Source organism: Burkholderiales bacterium (assembly GCA_023511995.1).
Lineage (GTDB): Bacteria > Pseudomonadota > Gammaproteobacteria > Burkholderiales > Thiobacteraceae > Thiobacter.
Genome location: JAIMAL010000001.1, coordinates 1 through 18,439, shown reverse-complemented (window position 1 = coordinate 18,439; position 18,439 = coordinate 1). Strand labels below are relative to the sequence as shown.

18 protein-coding genes and 2 rRNA genes are annotated in these 18,439 nt (G+C 66.6%); 12 read left to right on the top strand and 8 right to left on the bottom strand.

Annotated features, from left to right (window positions below):
* Nucleotides 1–119 precede the first annotated feature (119 nt).
* The 3 genes from K6T56_00100 (at nucleotide 120) to K6T56_00090 (ending at nucleotide 2,906) form a co-directional block, all read left to right on the top strand.
* A complete protein-coding gene (locus K6T56_00100) occupies nucleotides 120–632 on the top strand; it encodes a DUF1269 domain-containing protein (GenBank protein ID MCL6554740.1) in 513 nt (170 codons plus the stop codon).
* Between the two features lie 121 nt (nucleotides 633–753).
* Nucleotides 754–1,203, top strand: a complete 450-nt coding sequence (locus tag K6T56_00095; protein MCL6554739.1) for a CBS domain-containing protein — start codon at nucleotides 754–756, stop codon at nucleotides 1,201–1,203.
* Between the two features lie 119 nt (nucleotides 1,204–1,322).
* A complete protein-coding gene (locus K6T56_00090) occupies nucleotides 1,323–2,906 on the top strand; it encodes a methyl-accepting chemotaxis protein (GenBank protein MCL6554738.1) in 1,584 nt (527 codons plus the stop codon).
* A gap of 128 nt (nucleotides 2,907–3,034) precedes the next feature.
* Here the strand turns inward: K6T56_00090 and K6T56_00085 are convergent, their stop codons facing one another.
* Together K6T56_00085 and pyrC are read right to left on the bottom strand one after the other, a co-directional pair.
* On the bottom strand, nucleotides 3,035–5,449 hold the full coding sequence (locus K6T56_00085) for an AAA family ATPase (protein ID MCL6554737.1): 2,415 nt from the start codon (nucleotides 5,447–5,449) through the stop codon (nucleotides 3,035–3,037).
* Nucleotides 5,446–6,534 carry a dihydroorotase gene (pyrC, locus tag K6T56_00080; GenBank protein ID MCL6554736.1) on the bottom strand — a complete coding sequence of 363 codons (1,089 nt, stop codon included), beginning with the start codon at nucleotides 6,532–6,534 and terminating at the stop codon, nucleotides 5,446–5,448. Before pyrC ends, K6T56_00085 begins: the two co-directional genes overlap by 4 nt.
* A gap of 131 nt (nucleotides 6,535–6,665) precedes the next feature.
* On the opposite strand from pyrC, the gene K6T56_00075 reads away from it, so the two are divergent.
* Together K6T56_00075 and K6T56_00070 are read left to right on the top strand one after the other, a co-directional pair.
* Nucleotides 6,666–7,709, top strand: coding sequence for a c-type cytochrome (locus tag K6T56_00075; GenBank protein ID MCL6554735.1), 1,044 nt, complete (start codon nucleotides 6,666–6,668; stop codon nucleotides 7,707–7,709).
* Nucleotides 7,706–8,152 (top strand): DUF302 domain-containing protein, encoded by a 447-nt coding sequence (locus tag K6T56_00070; GenBank protein MCL6554734.1) that lies wholly within the window; start codon nucleotides 7,706–7,708, stop codon nucleotides 8,150–8,152. The genes K6T56_00075 and K6T56_00070 overlap by 4 nt, the downstream gene beginning before the upstream one ends.
* Before the next feature lie 62 nt (nucleotides 8,153–8,214).
* Here K6T56_00070 and rsmI read toward each other — a convergent pair whose 3' ends face one another.
* On the bottom strand, nucleotides 8,215–9,081 hold the full coding sequence (gene rsmI, locus K6T56_00065; GenBank protein ID MCL6554733.1) for a 16S rRNA (cytidine(1402)-2'-O)-methyltransferase: 867 nt from the start codon (nucleotides 9,079–9,081) through the stop codon (nucleotides 8,215–8,217).
* On the opposite strand from rsmI, the gene K6T56_00060 reads away from it, so the two are divergent.
* The 7 genes from K6T56_00060 (at nucleotide 9,067) to K6T56_00030 (ending at nucleotide 15,343) form a co-directional block, all read left to right on the top strand.
* Nucleotides 9,067–10,128 carry a penicillin-binding protein activator gene (locus K6T56_00060; protein MCL6554732.1) on the top strand — a complete coding sequence of 354 codons (1,062 nt, stop codon included), beginning with the start codon at nucleotides 9,067–9,069 and terminating at the stop codon, nucleotides 10,126–10,128. The two genes, rsmI and K6T56_00060, sit on opposite strands and share 15 nt — an antisense overlap.
* Nucleotides 10,125–10,475, top strand: coding sequence for a YraN family protein (locus K6T56_00055; protein MCL6554731.1), 351 nt, complete (start codon nucleotides 10,125–10,127; stop codon nucleotides 10,473–10,475). The genes K6T56_00060 and K6T56_00055 overlap by 4 nt, the downstream gene beginning before the upstream one ends.
* Nucleotides 10,476–10,497: 22 nt before the next feature.
* Nucleotides 10,498–11,088, top strand: a complete 591-nt coding sequence (locus K6T56_00050) for a phosphoheptose isomerase (protein MCL6554730.1) — start codon at nucleotides 10,498–10,500, stop codon at nucleotides 11,086–11,088.
* Nucleotides 11,085–11,657: a BON domain-containing protein gene (locus K6T56_00045; protein ID MCL6554729.1), complete on the top strand. Its 573-nt coding sequence runs from the start codon at nucleotides 11,085–11,087 to the stop codon at nucleotides 11,655–11,657. Before K6T56_00050 ends, K6T56_00045 begins: the two co-directional genes overlap by 4 nt.
* Nucleotides 11,657–12,151 carry a D-glycero-beta-D-manno-heptose 1-phosphate adenylyltransferase gene (gene rfaE2 / locus K6T56_00040; GenBank protein ID MCL6554728.1) on the top strand — a complete coding sequence of 165 codons (495 nt, stop codon included), beginning with the start codon at nucleotides 11,657–11,659 and terminating at the stop codon, nucleotides 12,149–12,151. Before K6T56_00045 ends, rfaE2 begins: the two co-directional genes overlap by 1 nt.
* A gap of 115 nt (nucleotides 12,152–12,266) precedes the next feature.
* On the top strand, nucleotides 12,267–13,856 hold the full coding sequence (locus K6T56_00035; GenBank protein MCL6554727.1) for a SpoIIE family protein phosphatase: 1,590 nt from the start codon (nucleotides 12,267–12,269) through the stop codon (nucleotides 13,854–13,856).
* A gap of 80 nt (nucleotides 13,857–13,936) precedes the next feature.
* Entirely contained in the window at nucleotides 13,937–15,343 is a 1,407-nt protein-coding gene (locus K6T56_00030; protein MCL6554726.1) for an FAD-binding protein, read from the top strand.
* On the opposite strand, the gene K6T56_00025 is transcribed toward K6T56_00030, so the two are convergent.
* From K6T56_00025 to K6T56_00005, 5 genes are all read right to left on the bottom strand, one after another.
* The gene (locus K6T56_00025) at nucleotides 15,315–15,917 is read right to left on the bottom strand and encodes an SPOR domain-containing protein (GenBank protein ID MCL6554725.1); all 603 of its coding nucleotides are present in this window, start codon (nucleotides 15,915–15,917) and stop codon (nucleotides 15,315–15,317) included. The two genes, K6T56_00030 and K6T56_00025, sit on opposite strands and share 29 nt — an antisense overlap.
* Nucleotides 15,914–16,639 (bottom strand): type III pantothenate kinase, encoded by a 726-nt coding sequence (locus K6T56_00020; protein ID MCL6554724.1) that lies wholly within the window; start codon nucleotides 16,637–16,639, stop codon nucleotides 15,914–15,916. Before K6T56_00020 ends, K6T56_00025 begins: the two co-directional genes overlap by 4 nt.
* 10 nt (nucleotides 16,640–16,649) lie before the next feature.
* A complete protein-coding gene (locus K6T56_00015; GenBank protein ID MCL6554723.1) occupies nucleotides 16,650–17,627 on the bottom strand; it encodes a biotin--[acetyl-CoA-carboxylase] ligase in 978 nt (325 codons plus the stop codon).
* A 111-nt stretch (nucleotides 17,628–17,738) separates the two neighbouring features.
* Nucleotides 17,739–17,852: ribosomal RNA gene (rrf, locus tag K6T56_00010) — 5S ribosomal RNA — on the bottom strand.
* Between the two features lie 133 nt (nucleotides 17,853–17,985).
* Nucleotides 17,986–18,439, bottom strand: a 23S ribosomal RNA gene (locus tag K6T56_00005); the annotation flags it as partial.

Genomic DNA, 18,439 nt, shown 5'->3' with positions numbered 1-18,439 from the left:
GCGGGGCGGGAAGCCCTTGGCGATTCCCGAGCAATTTACTATACAAAGAACGGGGCTTCCCCCTTCTGCCCAAACCGGGTGCGGGCGCCCTGCCCGCCCTTCCTTCCAAGGAGTGTGCCATGCGACGCAGACTCTATTTCCTCCTGCCGGACCCCGCCAGCGCCCGGCAGGTGGCCGATGACCTCCTGCTGGCCCGGATCGAGGAACGCCACATGCACTTCCTGGCGCGGGACGACATCCCCCTCACCGGACTGCACGAGGCGTCCATCCTGCAGAAATCCGACATCGTCCACGGCGCCGAAACGGGCCTGGTGGTGGGTGCCGTGGCCGGCATCGTCGCCGGTCTGACGGTGCTCCTGTTTCCGCCCACCGACACGCCCCTGCATCTGGTGACGTTGCTACTCACCACCATGCTGGGGGCGGCCTTTGGCGCCTGGGTGTCCAGCATGATCGCAAGCTCAGTGCCCAACTCCCGCCTCAAGGCTTTCGAGAAAGCCATTGCCGAGGGGCGCATCCTGCTCATGGTGGACGTCCCAGCGGGGCGGGTGCGGGAAATCCGGGAACTCATCAGCCGCCGTCATCCGGAAGCGGCGAGCGGCGGCCAGGAACCCACCATTCCCGCCTTCCCCTGATCAGCCGTACCCCTTCGGCTGCGGCCCCCGTGGGGCCGTTTTTTTTGCCCCGCGCCCCTTCTCGCCGACCGGCAAAAGGCTTTACCATGCACCCCCTGAACCTGAACGAGGAAAACCTACCATGCCCATCGGAGAAATCTGCAACCGCGAAGTCGTCATCGCCTTTGCCCGGGAAAGTGCCGTGGAAGCAGCCAAACTCATGCGCCAGTACCACGTGGGGGACGTGGTGATCGTCGAGGAGCGCGAGGGCAGGCGCGTGCCCGTGGGCATCGTCACCGACCGCGACCTGGTCATCGAGGTCATGGCCAAGGAGGTGGACCCCTCCCTCTTCCGCATGGGGGACCTCATCACCCGGGAGCTCGCCACCGCCCGGGAGCAGGACGGCGTCTATGAGACCATCCAGCGCATGCGCCTGCACGGGGTGCGCCGCATGCCGGTGGTGGATGGGGAAGGGGCCCTGGTGGGCATCGTTTCCCTCGACGACCTGCTGGCCCTGCTGGCGGAGGAAATGATGGCGCTCGCCCGCATCACCCGGCGCGAACAGGAAGTGGAGGCGGCCATCCGCCGCTAAAAAGCCTGCCCCTCCGGAGTGGACTCCGGTCCGCCGCGCCCTGCGCCCTCAAGTTCCCCTCCCCCCTGCCGATACAGACCCAGGCCCCGGGCCCTTTGCAGAGGAAAGAGGAGAACATCATGCGGCGGAATCTGCCCGTCACCCAGCACGAATACGACTTTCGCGATAGCGCCATCATCATTTCCAAGACCGACCCCAAGGGCATCATCACCGAGGCCAACGACGATTTCGTCGAAGTCTCGGGCTTTAGCCGCGAGGAGCTCATCGGCCAGCCCCACAACATCCTTCGCCATCCGGACATGCCCGCCGCCGCCTTCGCCGATCTGTGGGCCACCATCCGCAAGGGCAGGCTGTGGAATGGCATCGTCAAGAACCGGCGCAAGAACGGCGACCATTACTGGGTGGAGGCCAACGTCGCCCCCATCAAGGAAAACGGCCGCATCACCGGCTATGTTTCCGTGCGCACCAAGGCAAGCCGGGCCCAGATTGCCGCGGCGGAAAAACTCTACGCCGACCTCAACGCCGGCCGGGCGCAGCTTAACGGCATCGGCCAACGCCTGAAAAACTTCGGCCTGCGCAGCAAAATCTGGACGCTCACGGCGGTCATCGGCCTGGTTCCCGTGGCCGGCTGGCTTGCCGGTGTGCCCGCCGCCTTCACCGCGGGGGCAAGCCTCCTGCTCACCCTTGGCCTTGCCCCCCTGGCCATTGCCCGCATCGTACGTCCGCTGGAGGCGCTGCGGGACACCATGCTGGCCACCCAGGGGGATGGCGATCTGTCGCGGCGGGCGCCGGTTCCCAGTGACGACGAGATCGGACAGGTGGCCAAGGCCTACAATGCGCTGCTGCTCATGATCCGCGGCATCAGCCATGAAGTCGCCGCCGCCACCCGTACCCTGGACACCGTTTCCCGGGAGCTCCTCGCCCATGCCGATGGTGTGCGCAGCGCCGTCGAGGCGCAAAGCGCGGCGGCCCAGGAAAGCGCGGCGGCGGTGGAGCAACTCTCCGCCAGCGTCGAGAGTGTCGCCGAGCTGGGCCAGCAGGTACGGGAAGACGCCCACCACAGCCTGGAGCAGACCGAGCGGGCCAACGAGGGTATTTCCAGCATGGCGGGGCAAATCTTCACCGTGGAGAACCTGGTGCAGACCATGGCCGGCGCCGTGCAGGAATTCGTGGCGAAAGCGGCGAAGATCAGCCGCATGACCCGCCAGGTCAAGGAAATCGCCGACCAGACCAATCTGCTGGCCCTGAACGCGGCCATCGAGGCGGCGCGGGCGGGCGAGCAGGGGAGAGGTTTTGCCGTGGTGGCGGACGAAGTGAGGAAGCTTGCCGAGAAATCGGCCCTCGCCGCCCACGAAATCGATCAGGTCACCCACACCATCGAGGCCGACAGCCAGGCCGTGGACAAGACCGTCAAGGAAGGGCTGTCGGAACTTTCGGCCATGCAGGAGGCCATGGAAACCTTCGCGGAACTGATGGCGGCATCGGGCCATGCGGTGCGCCAGGCCGCCGGCCGCATGGACGAGGTGGGGGGTGCCACCCAGGAACAGGCACGGGCCATCCAGGATATCTCCAACCAGATCGCCCGCATTGCCGAAAACGGCGACCGCACCGTGGCCACCATGCAGGAAGCCTGCGCCCTCGCCCAGCGCCTGGGGGAGGCGGCGGAACACCTGGGCCGCAGCGTGCAGCGCTTCCGGGGGTAAGCCTCCCGCAAGGGGAAGGGCAAGGTTTTGCTTCCCCTTTTTCTTTCACCACGGAAGAAGCAGGGGGCAAAGGCTGGGAAGACCACGGGAGAGACGGCGTGCTGCGCCCCCTGCCCGCTCATCCCCGATTACTGATCCCTGCTCCCTGATTTCCTGCCCCTCTTGCGGCCGGCGCCGGCGAATTCCTGACGGATGAGGGAGAGTTCGTAGAGCTGGGCCGCCACCCGCCAGTTGATGCTGCCCTCCGGCAGGTTGCCCTCTTCGTCGGGCAGCCCGGCGGGCACGCCGGTGAGGATTTCCATCGCCTCGTCCACCGTCTCCACCGCGTAGATGTGGAATCGACCCGCGGCGCAGGCCTCCCGCACCCGCCGCGCGAGCATCAGATGCTTGACGTTGGCAGCAGGGATCAGCACCCCCTGCTCCCCGGTAAGACCACGCGCGGCGCAGATGTCGAAGAATCCCTCGATTTTCTCGTTCACCGCACCGATGGCCTGCACCTGGCCGAACTGGTTGACCGAACCCGTCACCGCGAGCCCCTGGCGGATGGGCACCTGGGCGAGATCGGAAAGCAGGGCGCAAAGCTCGGCTAGCGAAGCGGAATCGCCCTCGACGAAACCATAGGACTGTTCGAAGGCGAGACTCGCGGTCAGCGAAAGCGGCCGGTTGCGGGCGTAACGGGCGGCGAGGAAGGAGGCGAGGATCATCACGCCCTTGGAATGGATGGCGCCCGACAGTTCCACCTCGCGCTCGATGTTGATGACGTCCCCATCGCCGATCCGGGTGGTGGCGGTGATGCGGGTGGGGTGGGCGAAGCGGGCTTCGCCCAGCTCCACCACCGACAGCCCGTTGATGCTGCCCACCGTGGCGCCCTCGGTGTCGATGAGGAGGGTGCCCCGCAGGATTTCTTCCTGCAGGCGGCGCTTGAGGCGGTCGCTGCGCGCCTCCATGGCGGCGATGGCCTCTTCCACATGGACTGCCTCCACCCGTTCCGCCTGCACCGCGCGCGCCGCGTAATCGGCCTGCCGCAGCAGGTCGGCCACACTGCGCATGTGGGCGGTGAGTTTTTCCGCATCCTCCGCCAGCCGCGAGGCATGCTCCACCACCCGCGCCACCGCCTCGCGGTGAAAGGGCAGCAGGCCCTCGCGGCGCACGAGGGTGGCGATGAGCCGGGCGTAGAGCGCCGATTGGCGATCGTCCCGGGGCAGGGTGTCCTCGAAATCGGCCGCCACCTTGAAAAGTTCCGCAAACTCCGGGTCCAGTTCCTGCAGCAGGTAATAGAGGAAGCGGTCCCCCAGCAGCACCACCTTCACCTCGAGGGGGATCGCCTCCGGCTCCAGGGAGACGGTGGGCACCAGGCTCAGAATCTGGCCCACCGATTCGATGCGCAGGGATTTGGCATACAGCGCCCGCTTCAGCGCCTCCCAGGCGAAGGGCTGGGCAAGCAGGCGGTGGGCCTCGAGCAGCAGATAGCCCCCGTTGGCCCGATGCAGGGCGCCCGGTTTGATGAGGGTGAAGTCGGTGATGAGGGCCCCCATCTGCGCCAGGTGCTCCACGCGCCCGATGAGATTGTTGTAGGTGGGATGATCCTCGGTGACGATGGGCGCACCGCTGGCATCGCCATGATCCACGAGGAGGTTCACCTGGTAGCGGTTGAAGGGGCCAATGCCACCCTCGCCACCCGGCGCGGCCTCGCCCGCCTTGAGAAAGAGGTCGGTATTCTGCAGCACGTCGTCACGCACGGCCTGCAGATAGGCGAGCACATCCGGCAGGTCCTGGTAGGCGTCGAAGAGCTCGTCCATGATCTGCCCCACCGCCAGCATGGCCGTCTGCTCATTGAGCCGCCGCAGGGCCTCGCGCATTTCGCGCCGCCATTTCGGGATGGCGCGCAGGATTTCCTCCAGCCGGGCCTGGTAGCCCGCCACCTGGGCGTCGATGTGTCGTTTTTCGTCATCCGGCAGCTTCTCGTATTCCTCCGGGGAGAGCACCTTGCCTTCCCGGATGGGGGCGAAGACGAAACCATCGGGCATGCGCAGCAGCGCAATGCCATGGGCTGCCGCCTCGTCCCCCAGCTCCCGCAGCGCCTTTTCCTGACGCTCGCCGTATTCGGCGTGGATGGCCTCCACCCGCGTCCGGTACTGATCCGCCTCGAAGGCACCCGGAATGGCCACCCGCAGCTCCTCGACGAGGCGCACCATGTCGCCACGCAGTCGCGCGCCGCGGCCGGCGGGAAGCCGCAGGGCACGCGGCCGGTGGGGGGCGGCGAAGTTGTGCACATAACACCAGTCATCGGGCACCGGCTCCTGCGCCGCCCGCTTGCGCAGAAGCTGCTCCACCAGGGAGCGTTTGCCGGTTCCCGCCGGGCCGAGGGCATAGAGGTTGTAGCCATCGTGGCGCATGCCGGCGGCGAAGCGGATGGCGGCCTCGGCGCGGTCCTGGCCGATGAATTGGTCGAGGTCGGGGACCTCCTCCGTCGTCTCGAAGGGAAAACAGGCGGGATCACAGGGGCGGAACAAACGCTCCGCAGGCAGGGGCGCAAGGCTCATGGGTTTCGTTCTTTTTCCGTTGCAAGCCGCCAGGCGACGGTCTCGCCGGCGCGAAGGGGCACCAGAGTGGTCTCACCGAAGGGAAGCTCCGCGGGCACTGTCCACGGCTCCCGCACCAGGGTGATGGTGTCCTGGTTGCGGGGCAGACCGTAGAAATCGGCCCCGTGGAAGCTGGCGAAGGCCTGCAGACGGTCTAAAGCCCCCATCGCCTCGAACACTTCCGCATAAAGCTCGAGGGCGGCGTGGGCGGTGTAGATGCCGGCGCAGCCGCAGGCGCTTTCCTTTGCGGGGCGGGCATGCGGCGCGCTGTCGGTGCCGAGAAAGAATTTCGGGTTGCCGCTGGTGGCGGCCTGCAGCAACGCGGCCCGGTGGGTCTCTCGCTTCAGCACCGGCAGGCAGTACATGTGGGGACGGATGCCGCCGGTGAACATCGCATTGCGGTTGTAGAGCAGATGATGCACGGTGATGGTGGCCGCCACCTGGGGCGGTGCACTTTCCACGAACTCAACCGCCTCGCGGGTGGTGATGTGCTCCAGCACGAGGCGCAGACGCGGGAAGCGCTTAAGCAGGGGGACAAGCACGCGATCGATGAAGACCGCCTCGCGGTCGAAGACATCCACCGCGGGGTCGGTGACCTCTCCGTGCACCAAAAGCGGCATGCCCCATTCCTCCATCGCCGCCAACACCCCATCACAGCGCCGGATGTCGGTCACGCCCGCATCGGAATGGGTGGTCGCGCCTGCCGGGTAGTATTTCACCCCGTGGACGAAACCCGAGTTTCGCGCACGGCGGATTTCCTCCGCGGGCGTGTTGTCGGTGAGGTAGAGGGTCATCAGGGGCGTGAAGGAAAGCCCCGGCGGCAGGGCCGCGAGGATACGCTCCCGATAGGCGCGCGCCTGTTCGGTGGTGGTCACCGGCGGCTTCAGATTGGGCATGACGATGGCGCGGGCGAAGCGCCGCGCGGTGTCCGGCAAGACGGCGGCCATCATGGCGCCATCGCGCAGATGCAGATGCCAGTCGTCGGGACGGATGAGGGTGAGCTGCATGGGAAGAAAAAGGGAAATGAGGCCGGCAGTATAGCCCATGCGCCTGCCCCCTGCGGCAGGCTTCGCTGTTCTTCGCGTTTTATCCCGGCTTCCGTTTTTGCCCTTGGCAGGACCGGCCATTGCGGCTATATTCGTTTTTGCGGATATTCTTATCCTGAAAGGAGGCTTCCATGCCGCGCCTGCCTGGCTCGTTCATTTTGCTCTTCCTTGCCGTCTTTTCCGCGCCTCCCCTCTGGGCGGCGGATGGCGCCGAGCTCTATTCCCGTCATTGCGCCGCCTGCCATGGCGAGGATGGCCGGGGCGGCATCGGTGTCCCCCTGGCCCTGCCTTCCTTCCAGGCCACGGTGGACGACGAATATCTGCGCCGCACCATCCGGCTGGGCCGGCCGGGGCGGGTCATGCCGGCCTTCACCCAGCTTTCCGATGCCGAGGTGGACGCCATCGTGGCCCATCTACGTCGTTTCCACCGGGGCAAAAAACCCGTCTTCGACCGCAAACCCATCCGCGGCAACGCGACGCGGGGGGAACAGTTGTTCGCCCGTTACTGTGCCGGCTGCCATGGGCCCCGCGGCGAGGGCAGCCACGGCACCGGCGTCACCTTCTCCCGGCCCCGGGATCTACCCATCATGCCGCCCGCCCTCAACAACCCGGGCTATCTCGCCGCTGCCTCGGACGCCATGATCCGCGCCACCCTGGTCAGGGGCCGCGAAGGCACCCCCATGGTGGCCTTCAAATCGCGGGGGCTTTCCGACCGCGATCTCAATGACATCGTCGCCTTCGTGCGCAGCCTGGAAAAACATCCGCCGGCCACCCCGGTGCTGGAGACCGACCAGCCCATCCTGGTGGTGGATTCCCCCTACGATCTCGCCACCACGGTGGAAAACGTCAAGCGTGCCGCCACCTCCAACAACTTCGTCTTCATCCGGGAACAAACTCTGGATTCGGGCATCGCCGCCGAAGGTCAGGAGAATCCGCGGCAGCACATCGTCTATTTCTGCAACTTCGGCATGCTGAACCAGGCCCTGGCGATCGATCCCCGGGTCGGCCTTTTCCTCCCCTGCCGCATCACGGTGGTGGAGCAGAATGGCAAGGTGCGCATGATGAGCATCAATCCCAAGCGTCTATCGAAAATCTTCAACAACAGCGAGCTCAACGAAATGTGTGATCAGATGTCCCGACTCTACCGCACCATCATGGAGGAGGCCGCGTTATGAAACGCCTGGGTGCCTGCCTCATCCTGCTTTTTTTCGCCTGCGCTGCATGGGCCGACCAGCTTTTGCTCGTCCGCTCGGCACAGAATTTCGAAGAGGCCATGTCCACCCTGCAGGCGGCCATCGCCGCCCGCGGCTACAAAGTGGCCAAGGTGCAACGGGTGGACGTGGGGCTGGAAGCGAAGGGCTACAAGACCGACCGCTACCGCGTGGTCTTTTTCGGGCGCCCCGGCGAGGTGGAAAAACTCGCCGCGGAACACCCCGAGCTCATCCCCTACCTGCCCCTCAACGTGGCCATCTTTGCCGAGGAGGGCCAGACCCTGCTCACCACCGCCCGCCCCACCGTGCTCAAGGAATTCTTCCCCCAGCCGGAGCTGGCACCCATCTTCGAGCGCTGGGAAAAGGACCTGGGGGAAATCTTCGACGAAGTGCGCACGACGCGATAGGGCAGGGATCAGGGATCAGAAAAAACTGCGCGTTCCTCTGCATACGCTGTGATTTCCCCCTTTCAGTCCCCGCGCTGCTTCAGCGCGAGCTCATAGAGCCTCCTCCGTTTGTGGCCGGTGATGGCGGCGGCAAGCCGTGCGGCCTGGCTTGCGGGCAATTCCGCAAGGAGGATGTTGAGCACCCGCTGCGCTTCGGCCTCCTCCGCCGCCTCTTCTTCCGCGCCGGAGACGATGAGCACGAATTCGCCGCGGCTGCGGTGGGGGTCGGCGGCAAGCCACCGGGCGGCCTCGCTCAAGGGGCCCGCGTGGATTTCCTCGAAGCGCTTGGTGAGCTCGCGGGCGATGACCACACTGCGCCCCTCACCGAGAATGGCGGCGAGATCCTCGACCGTGTCGCGGATGCGATGGGGTGACTCGTAGAAGGCCAGGGCATAGGGCAGGTGCTTCAGGCTTTCCAGCACGGCCCGCCGTTCCGCCGCTTTTGCCGGCAGGAAGCCGTAGAAGAGCACCTGGGGCTGATTGAGCCCCGCCACCGACAGCGCCGCCGTCAGGGCGCTGGGGCCGGGGATGGGCACCACGCGGAAGCCGGCGGCGCGCACCCGTCTCACCACCCGCGCCCCGGGATCGCTCACGCCGGGGGTGCCGGCATCGGTGACGAGGGCCACGGATTCCCCCCGCGCCAATGCGGCAAGGATTTTTTCCGCGCCGGCCTCCTCGTTGTGTTCATGCACCGCGACAAGCGGTTTGGAGATGCCCAGATGGGCGAGGAGCTGGCCCGCCACCCGCGTGTCCTCCGCGGCCACCCGCTCCACCCTGGCTAGCACCTCGATGGCGCGCCGGGTGATGTCCTTCAGGTTACCGATGGGGGTGGCGACGACATATAATGCCCCGCATCCCCCGGCTGCTTCGCCCCCATGCGCCTCTTCCATGTCCTGCTGCTCCTCTGTCTTGCCTTGGTCCGCGGCGAAGCCGCGCGCGCCGCAGACGACAGCCTAGCAGAGAAGGGGCAGCCGCCCCACATCGCTCTTCTGCTGCCCCTCAACGAGCCGGCGCTCAAGGCGCCCGCCCAGGCGGTGCGCGATGGCTTCCTCGCCGCAGCCAAGGGGGAAGGCATCCCGGTGCGCATCGAGGCCACGGGGGCGGAGGTGGCACAGATCCTCACCGCCTACGAGGCGGCGGTGGCGAATGGCGCGCGGGTGGTGGTGGGGCCGCTCACCCGCAACGCTGTCACCGCGCTGGCAAAAAGCGGCCGGGTGCCTGTACCCACCCTCACCCTGAGCCTACCGGAACGGGAGCTGTTGCTTCCGCCCAATCTGGTGGGTTTCGGCCTTTCCGCCGAGGAGGAAGCCCGCCAGGTGGCAACGCTCGCCTTTGCCGATGGGCACCGCCACGCCCTGGTCGTCGTCGCCGACACCGCCCTTGCGCGGCGCATGCAGTCGGCCTTCGCCGAGCAATGGCTGGCGCTGGGGGGACGGCTTGCCGCCAGCGTGCGTTTCACGCCGGGACGGGAGGCCGCCGTCAAAGGGGTGGCCGCCGGCGGGGCGGACATGGTCTTCCTCGCCGCCGGTGCAGGCGAAGCACGCGCCGTCCGCCCCTATCTCGCCGCCACCCTACCCGTCTATGCCACCTCCCAGGCCTTTGGCGGCCGGCTGAGCGACCCCCGCAACGTGGACCTCGCCGGCGTGCGTTTCGTGGACATCCCCTGGCTGCTGGAGCCGGATCATCCGGCGGTGATGCTTCTTCCCCGGCCGCAGTCGCTGCCGGTGGAGCTGGAACGCCTCTATGCCCTGGGCATTGATGCGGCACGTCTGGCCGCGATCTTCTGGCGGCAGGGGGTGGGCGAAGTCGAGCTCGATGGCGTCACCGGCCGACTCACCCTGGGTGCGGAGGGAATCGTCAGCCGGCGCGCGGTGGCCGCCGAATTCGTGCAGGATACCGTGGTGGTGGTGGAACCCGCGCCCGGAGCGCGCCCATGAGCCGGCAAAAAGGGGAGGCCGCGGAACAGGTGGCCCTCGCCCATCTCGTGGCGCAGGGGCTCACTCCCGTCGCCACCCATTACCGCTGCCGCTTCGGTGAGATCGACCTCATCCTGCGCGATGGCGAGACCCTGGTGTTCGTGGAAGTCCGCCAGCGCACAAGCCATCGTTTCGGCGGCGCCGCAGCGAGCATTACCGCCGACAAACAGCGGCGCATCATCGCCACCGCCCGCCACTTCCTCGCCCGGCAGAACCCCCTTCCGCCCTGCCGCTTCGACGTGGTGCTGCTTGGCACCGGCAACCCGCCCACGCTAGAATGGCTGCGCAATGCCTTCAGCGCCGACTGATTCCGGCCCGCCCTTCCCCGTCATGGATCTCGCCAGCCGCATCCATCAGCAGTTCACGGACAGCGCCCATCTCAAGCTGCAGGCCATGGAGCTGCTCGCCGAGCCCATCGCCCAGGCGGCGGAGCGCATGGTGGCCTGCCTGATGAAAGACGGCAAGATCATGGCCTGTGGCAATGGCGGCTCGGCAGCCGACGCCCAGCATTTCTCCTCCGAGCTCCTCAACCGTTTCGAGCGGGAACGTCCGGGGCTGGCGGCACTCGCGCTCACCACCGATACCTCGACGCTCACCTCCATTGCCAACGATTACGCCTACGAGCAGGTTTTCTCCAAGCAGGTGCGCGCGCTGGGACAGCCCGGCGATCTGCTGCTGGCCATTTCCACCAGCGGCAATTCCCGCAACGTGGTGGAGGCGGTGCACGCCGCCCATGAGCGGGAGATGGGCGTCATCGCCCTCACCGGCAGGGGTGGCGGCCAGCTCGCCGAAATTCTGAACGCCGAGGATGTGCACATCTGCGTGCCGTCCACCGTCACCGCCCGCATCCAGGAGGTGCACCTGCTCACCCTGCATTGTCTTTGCGATGCCATCGATTATCTGCTTCTGGGAGCCGAATGATGCGCCCGTCCCTGCCTTTTGCCCTGCTCGTTGTCCTCCCCTTTTTCCTGTCCGGCTGCTTCCCCGTGGTGGCCACCGGCGTGGGCGCCGGGGTGCTGATGGCGGATGACCGCCGCACCTCCGGTATCTACATCGAGGACCAGAACATCGAGCTCAAGGTGGCCAACCGCATCGCCGAACGTTTCGGCAGCAACACCCACGTCAATGTCACCAGCTTCAACCTCGCCGTGCTCCTCACCGGTGAGGTGCCAGACGAGGCCACCCGCGCCGCCGTGGCGGAGATCGCCAAGGGCGTACCCAATGTGCGCCAGGTCTTCAACGAAACCGTGATTGGGCAACCCAGCTCGTTCCCCGAGCGCAGCCATGACACCTACCTCACCACCCGGGTGAAAGCGCGCATGGTGGACGCACGCAAATTCAATGCCAATCACGTGAAGGTGGTGACGGAGGCCGGGGTGGTCTATCTCATGGGTCTCGTCAAGCGCGCCGAGGCCGAGGCCGCCACCGACATCGCCGCCACCACGCCGGGCGTAAAAAGGGTGGTGCGCCTCTTCGAATACCTGGATTGATGCGCGACTATCCGCCACCCGCCTTTGAGCAGAAGATCTGCCCGCCGCAGGAACTCCACACACGGGTGGCGCGCCTGCCCCGCCCCCTGGTCTTCACCAACGGCTGCTTCGACATCCTGCATCGGGGCCATGTCACCTATCTCGCCCAAGCCCGCGCCCTGGGTGCAAGCCTCCTCGTGGCCGTCAACAGCGATCAATCGGTGCGGCGGCAGGGCAAGGGGGAAGACCGCCCCATCAACCCCGAAGCCGACCGCGCCGCCGTGCTCGCCGCCCTGGAGAGTGTGTCCCTGGTGACGCTCTTCGATGCCGACACGCCCCTCGAGCTCATCCTCGCCGTCCGCCCGGAGGTGCTGGTCAAAGGCGGCGACTGGCCCGTGGAGCGCATCGTCGGCGCCACTGAAGTGCTCGCCTGGGGTGGCCAGGTGCACAGCATCCCTTTCCTCCATCCCCAATCCACCACCCACCTCATCGCGCGCATCCGCGGCAGGAGCTAAAGTCCACGGTTGTCAGAAAAATGACAGCCGGCTATAGTTGACATCATCGAATGGTCAATCGCGCAAGAAAGACGCGACGGGCCCCTCGGCCCATTGAGTCCACGCGGAGGATGGCATGAATGCCTGGGGATGGCACCCACCGGCCGGGCCCGTGTTCGGGGTCGGCGGCGAGGTCCTAGAGTGTCCGGAAAGCCTGCGGCTTCTGGTCGCCACCGACAGCGACGAGATCGCGCGCAGCCTGCAACATCTGCTCGCGGTGCGGGGCCATGATCTCGTCATCACCGGGAGCAGCGCAGAGGCCATCGCCGCCCTGCAAAAATCCCGCCCCGACGTCGTCCTCATCGATGAGGCGGTCTGCCCCGCCGAAAAACCTGAGCTTCCCCGCCGCCTGCGGGAAAGCCTGCGCGCAAGCCGCTGGGTGCCCGCGCTGCTCATGGCCACCACCCCACCGGAGCCCGCCCACTGTGTGGAATGGGGCATCGACGATTGGCTGGCCAAACCCATCGAGCCGCGGCAGCTTCTTGCCCGCATGAATCTTCTGGGGGTGGGCCTTGCCCTGCAGCGGCGCCTGCTGGAAGTGCACCGCTTCCAGACCCTCTTCGACCACGTGCTGGAAGGCATCATCGCCACCGACACCCAGGGCATCGTCGAAAGCTTCAACCCCGCCGCAGAGAGAATTTTCGGCTACCGTGCGGATGAAGTGGTGGGGCGCAACGTGTCCATGCTGATGCCCCTCCCGGATGCGCACCGCCACGACGCCTACATGGGCCGCTACCAGGCCACTGGGGAGCCGACGGTGATGGGCCGCGGCCGCGACATCTACGGCAAGCGCAAGGATGGCACCCTGGTGCCCCTCTTCATCTCCCTCACCGAGATGGAATGGCTGGGGCGCAAGCACTTCGTCGCCGTGGTGGAGGACATTTCCGAACGCAAGCGGCAGGAACACCTCCTTGCCCGCACGGTGAAGGAACTCGAGGCCTACCAGAAGCGGGTGGAAGAGGCGCATGAGACCACCCGGGCGCTCGTCGATTGCATGATCAAGCGGGGTCGGCCGGATGATCCCCTCCTGGAGTGGAAACTCCAGCCGGCGGAAGCCTTCAGCGGCGATGTGGTGCTGAGTGCACGCAGCCCGGATGAGCGGCTTTTCGTCTTCGTCGCCGATGCCATGGGCCATGGACTTGCCGCCGCGGTGAGCCTGCTGCCGGTGGTGGATATCTTCTACGCCATGGTGAACAAAGCCTTTCCCCCGGCAAAGATCGTCACGGAAATGAATGCCCGCCTGGGCACCGCCCTGCCCCGGGGCCGTTTCGTCGCTGCGGCCCTGTTCGCCGTGGACCCGGTAAGGCGTACCCTGGAAGTCTGGAATGGCGGCATGCCAAGCCCCCTCATCCTCGCCGCCGATGGTGCAAGCCACATCCTGCACAGCCGGCACGTGGCCCTGGGCATTCTCGAGCCGGAGCAGTTCGACGCCACCACGGAAATTTTCACCTGGCAGCCGGAAAGCTTCCTCATCGCCTATTCCGATGGGCTCCTGGAGGCCACCGGGGTGAGCGGCGAGGCTTTCGGCTTTCAGCGCCTGCGTGAGGCGGCGCAAGCCGCCCGCGGCCAAAGTCCTTTCCCCGCCATCCTCGCGGCCCTGGAAAAGCACCTGGCGGGGCACACCCCCCACGATGACATTTCCCTTGCCGTGATCCACCTGCCCTGAAGCGCGGCGTTTCCCTGTGGCGCAAGGGGCAAGGGCGTGGGTATGATCACTATTCTTCAGCCACCCGCACCAGGTCCACCGTGCTCGACCCCGATTGCCACTCCAGTCTGCTGCGCCTGTTGGGCGCGGACCGCTTCCTCGTCAGTGCCGCGGATTGTCTGGCCTACGGCTACGACAACAGCCGCAGGCTCACTGCGCCCGATGCCGTGGCCTTCCCTTTGAGCACGGCGGAGGTGCAGGCCATTCTGGAAATCTGCAACCGTTACCAGGTGCCGGTCACCCCGCGGGGACGGGGCACGGGCACCGCCGGCGGCAGCGTGCCGGAGCGGGGCGGCCTGGTGCTCTCCCTGGAGCGCATGCGCCGCATTCTTTCCATCGATCCCGCCAATCGCCTCATGGTGGTGGAACCCGGCGTGCTCAACCAGGAAGTGCAGGAGGCGGCCCGGCCACACGGCTTCTTCTGGCCCCCCGATCCCTCCAGCGCCGCTTATTGCTCCGTGGGGGGCAACCTGGCCACCTGCGCCGGCGGCCCCCACGCGGTGAAATACGGCGTCACCCGCGATCATGTGCTGGCCCTCACCGCCGTCACCGGCAAGGGGGAGATCATCCATACCGGAACCTACACCACCAAGGGCGTGGTGGGCTATGACCTCACGCGTCTTTTGATCGGCTCCGAGGGAACCCTCGCCGTCATCACCGAGGCGGTGCTCAAGCTCACCCCACTGCCGGAAGCGGCCGCGGGCGTGACGGCCCACTACCGGGACCTCGTCGCCTGCACCCATGCCATCACGCGCATCATGGCGCAGCCCCGCCTGCCCGCGGCTTTGGAGTTTCTCGATGCCGGTGCCCTGGATCTCATCCGCGCCCATTATCCAGGCCTGGTGCCGGAGGAAAGCCGCGCCATGCTCATGATCGAGGTGGATGGCAGTGCCAGCGAAATCGCAACCAGCCAGGCGGCGATCCTTGCCGCCTGCGCCGACCCTGCCCTGATCAAGGCCGAACCCTTGCCCGACACGGGCACCCTGTGGGCGGCACGCAAGGCGCTCTCCCCCCTGCTGCGGGACATCGCGCCGAAGAAGATCAACGAGGACGTGGCGGTGCCCGTTTCCCATTTGCCGGAGTTCCTCGCCGGGGTGGCCGAACTGGCCAGGGAATACCGCGTGGCCAATGTGAATTTCGGTCACGCCGGCAATGGCAACATCCATGTAAATCTCCTCGTGCATCCGGAGGACGAGGAGGAGATGCAGCGGGCGCAGGCGTGCCTTACCCGCATTTTCGATCTGGTGATCCGGCTGCGCGGCACCCTCTCCGGCGAGCATGGAGTGGGGCGGGAAAAGCGCCCCTTCGTGGGACGGGAGATCGACCCGGTGACCCTGCGCCTGATGCAGGAAGTCAAGGGGGTTTTCGACCCCAACGGCATCCTCAACCCGGGCAAGCTCTTCCCCACGGAAGAAGAGCTCAAGACGTGGGGCAGGGCACCGGCTTGAGGGCCGACTCGCCGTATTCGGCGGCAAGCTGTTGCAGGCGGTCCATGAGGGCTTCACTCACCTCCGTTACCAGCAGGCCCCGGGGCACCGGGCGTTCCGCCACCCGCGCGGATTTGACGCCCCTTTCCTGCAGCCGTTTCAACGCCGCCTCCGCCTCCTCCCGCGTGGCGAAGCTGCCCAAAGAAAGGGCAAAGAGGCCAGGGCCCTCCTCCACCACGGTTGCCTCACCCACGCCCAGCGCCTTGAGCTCGCCCAGCTTCTGCTCGGCCTCGGCGCGGTTTTTCAGGGACGGGATGTTTAGCCAGTATTCCGGCTCCTCGATCACCGTCGTGCGGCTGCCCAACCCAAGTTCCGTGAGCGCCGCCCGGGCGCGCGGCACATCCGCGGGGGCAAGGCCCCGCCACGCCACACATTGGGGGGCCGCCTTCGCCGCGGCAGGCGCTGCGGCGACGATGCGGACGGCCTCGGGGCGCAGGGGCGGATGGGCCTCCCCGCCAGAGGCGTGAGGCTGCAAAAGGAAATAGGCCAGCGCCGCCGCGTTGGCCAGAAGCAGAATGAAAAACACGACCCTCACGTCAAACCCTCCGCACGGGCAATGGCCAGCAAACCCTCCAGCACCAGATGGGGCACATGGCGCACGGGGGGTCGCAGCAGGGGCAGAAGGGGTGGGGCACCGCCGCCGGTAAGCCAGACTTCCACTTCGCCCGCCTGCTGCGCCAGGGTCTCCGCCATGCGGTCCACCGTGCCCGCAATGGCGAGCAGAGCGCCGGTCATGATGGCATTGGCCGTCTCCCGCGGAAACATCTCGTACTCCCCCGGCTCACCCGCAAGCTGCACCGTGTTGGCGGCAAGACTCGTGTGAATGAGCGCCGGGCCGGGCAGGATGACGCCGCCCTCGAACACGCCCGCGGCAGTAAGGGCATCCACCGTCACTGCCGTGCCCACATCCACCACCAGTTTCGCCCGCCCCGCCTTTTGGGCGGCCACCAGGGCACACCAGCGGTCGGCACCCAACTGGTCCGGCCGCCGGTAACGGTTGACGATGCCATAGCCTTGGGCGGCCGGGCGCACCCACAGCACGCGACAGCGCCAGCCCGCCAAAAGCCTTTCCATGGGCGCGCGGAAGCGCTCGCCGGCCACATTGGCGATCACCACCGCCCGGGGCATGGGCTGGGCCACGGTTTCTTCCACCCAACTGCCAAAAGCGGCGAGGGGCACGCGCTCCACCTCCCGCCACGCCCCGTCGTACCAGCCCAGCTTGACGAAGCTGTTTCCCGCATCGACAGCAAGGAGCATGAATTTCCCCTCAGGCCGGAGCGAATTTCGCCGGCCGCAGGCTGATTTCGCCGCTGCCGAAGCGTTCCACGCCGCGCATGGTTTGCACGAGGAGCGCCCCCTCCTCCCCCACGCCCGCCACCACCCCCTGCACCACCTGGCCGGAGGGGAGGGAAAGGGCGACATGGCGGCCGTGGTAGGCGTGGACGGCTTCCCATTCGGCCCGCAAGGGGGCAAACCCCTGCGCCTCGAACAGGGACAGCACCTCATCGAGATGGCGAAGCACGGTGGCCAGCGCCTCGTTGCGGGAAGGGGCCTCACCCAGCACGGTGGCCAGATCCGTCACCGCCTGGTCGATGCGCGCGCGCGCTTCCCCGAGCCACACATTGATGCCCACACCGATGATGGCGGCGGCCGGCCCCAGGGCATCGCCCTGCAACTCCACCAGGATGCCCCCCATCTTGCGGTGCCGGTGCAGAAGATCGTTGGGCCATTTCAGGGCCGCCTCCCGCACCCCCAGCGCCACCATCGCGCGATAAAGCGCCAGCCCCACGGCGAGGCTCAAACCGGAAAGTTGGGCAACCCCCTGCTGGAAGCGCCACAACACGGAGAAGGTGAGGCTGCCCCCCAGCACGCTCTCCCAGCGGCGTCCCCGCCGGCCTCTCCCCGCCGTCTGCAATTCCGCCACCAGACAGCTCCGGTGCGGCGCCCCTTCCGCGGCCCAGCGCATGAGCGTCGTGTTGGTCGAGTCCGTCACCTCCAGCACGTGGAGGAGGAAGCGATCGCCCAGCTGCGCCGCAAGCCGCGGCGCATCAAGCCAATCCAGGGGTCGCGCCAGCCGGTAGCCGCGGCCCGGCAGTCGGTAAATCCCAATGCCCTGGCGTGATAACTGTGCCACCACGTTGCAGATGGTGGCGCGGGAGACCCCGAGTTCCGCCGCCAGCACCTCGCCCGAGCGGAATTCGCTGGGGGACAGGCGTCGCAACAGGGAAAAAGCCAGAGGCGTCATGGGCCGGGGGTGAACGAAGGGAAGGCCGGCTGGATGGTAGCACAGCACCTGGCGGGTGTACCTCGTGCAAAAGACAAAGCCCTCTTTTCGAGGGCTTTGTGGGGTGGGGGTGCCTGGCGGTGACCTACTTTCGCGGAGGGGATCTCCACTATCATCGGCGCGAGCCCGTTTCACGGTCCTGTTCGGGATGGGAAGGGGTGGGTCCAGGCTGCTATGGCCGCCAGGCGGAAACTTGGTCAGGGATGATGTCCCTGAAGGGGAAGGAGTCGGTGGGGTTGAGGGATGGACAGACGGGGAACTGACACGCCTTGACTGTTCCCTGTCTTCTGTTCCCTGAATGCAAGCCATTTGGGGTGATAGGGTCAAGCCTCACGGGCAATTAGTACTGGTTAGCTTAACGCATTGCTGCGCTTCCACACCCAGCCTATCAACGTCGTGGTCTTCGACGACCCTTCAGGGGGGTCTGGCTTTATGCCCCCTGGCTCTTGGGCGGTCATGAGGAGGCTTTGCCTTGCGCGGTTTTCGCTGCGGCAAGCCTGTCATCACCGACAAGAGGCATAAAGCCAGCCCCCAGGGAGATCTCATCTTCGGGCGAGTTTCCCGCTTAGATGCTTTCAGCGGTTATCTCTTCCGCACTTAGCTACCCGGCGATACCACTGGCGTGATAACCGGTACACCAGAGGTGCGTCCACTCCGGTCCTCTCGTACTAGGAGCAGCCCCCGTCAAATCTCCAACGCCCACGGCAGATAGGGACCAAACTGTCTCACGACGTTTTAAACCCAGCTCACGTACCTCTTTAAATGGCGAACAG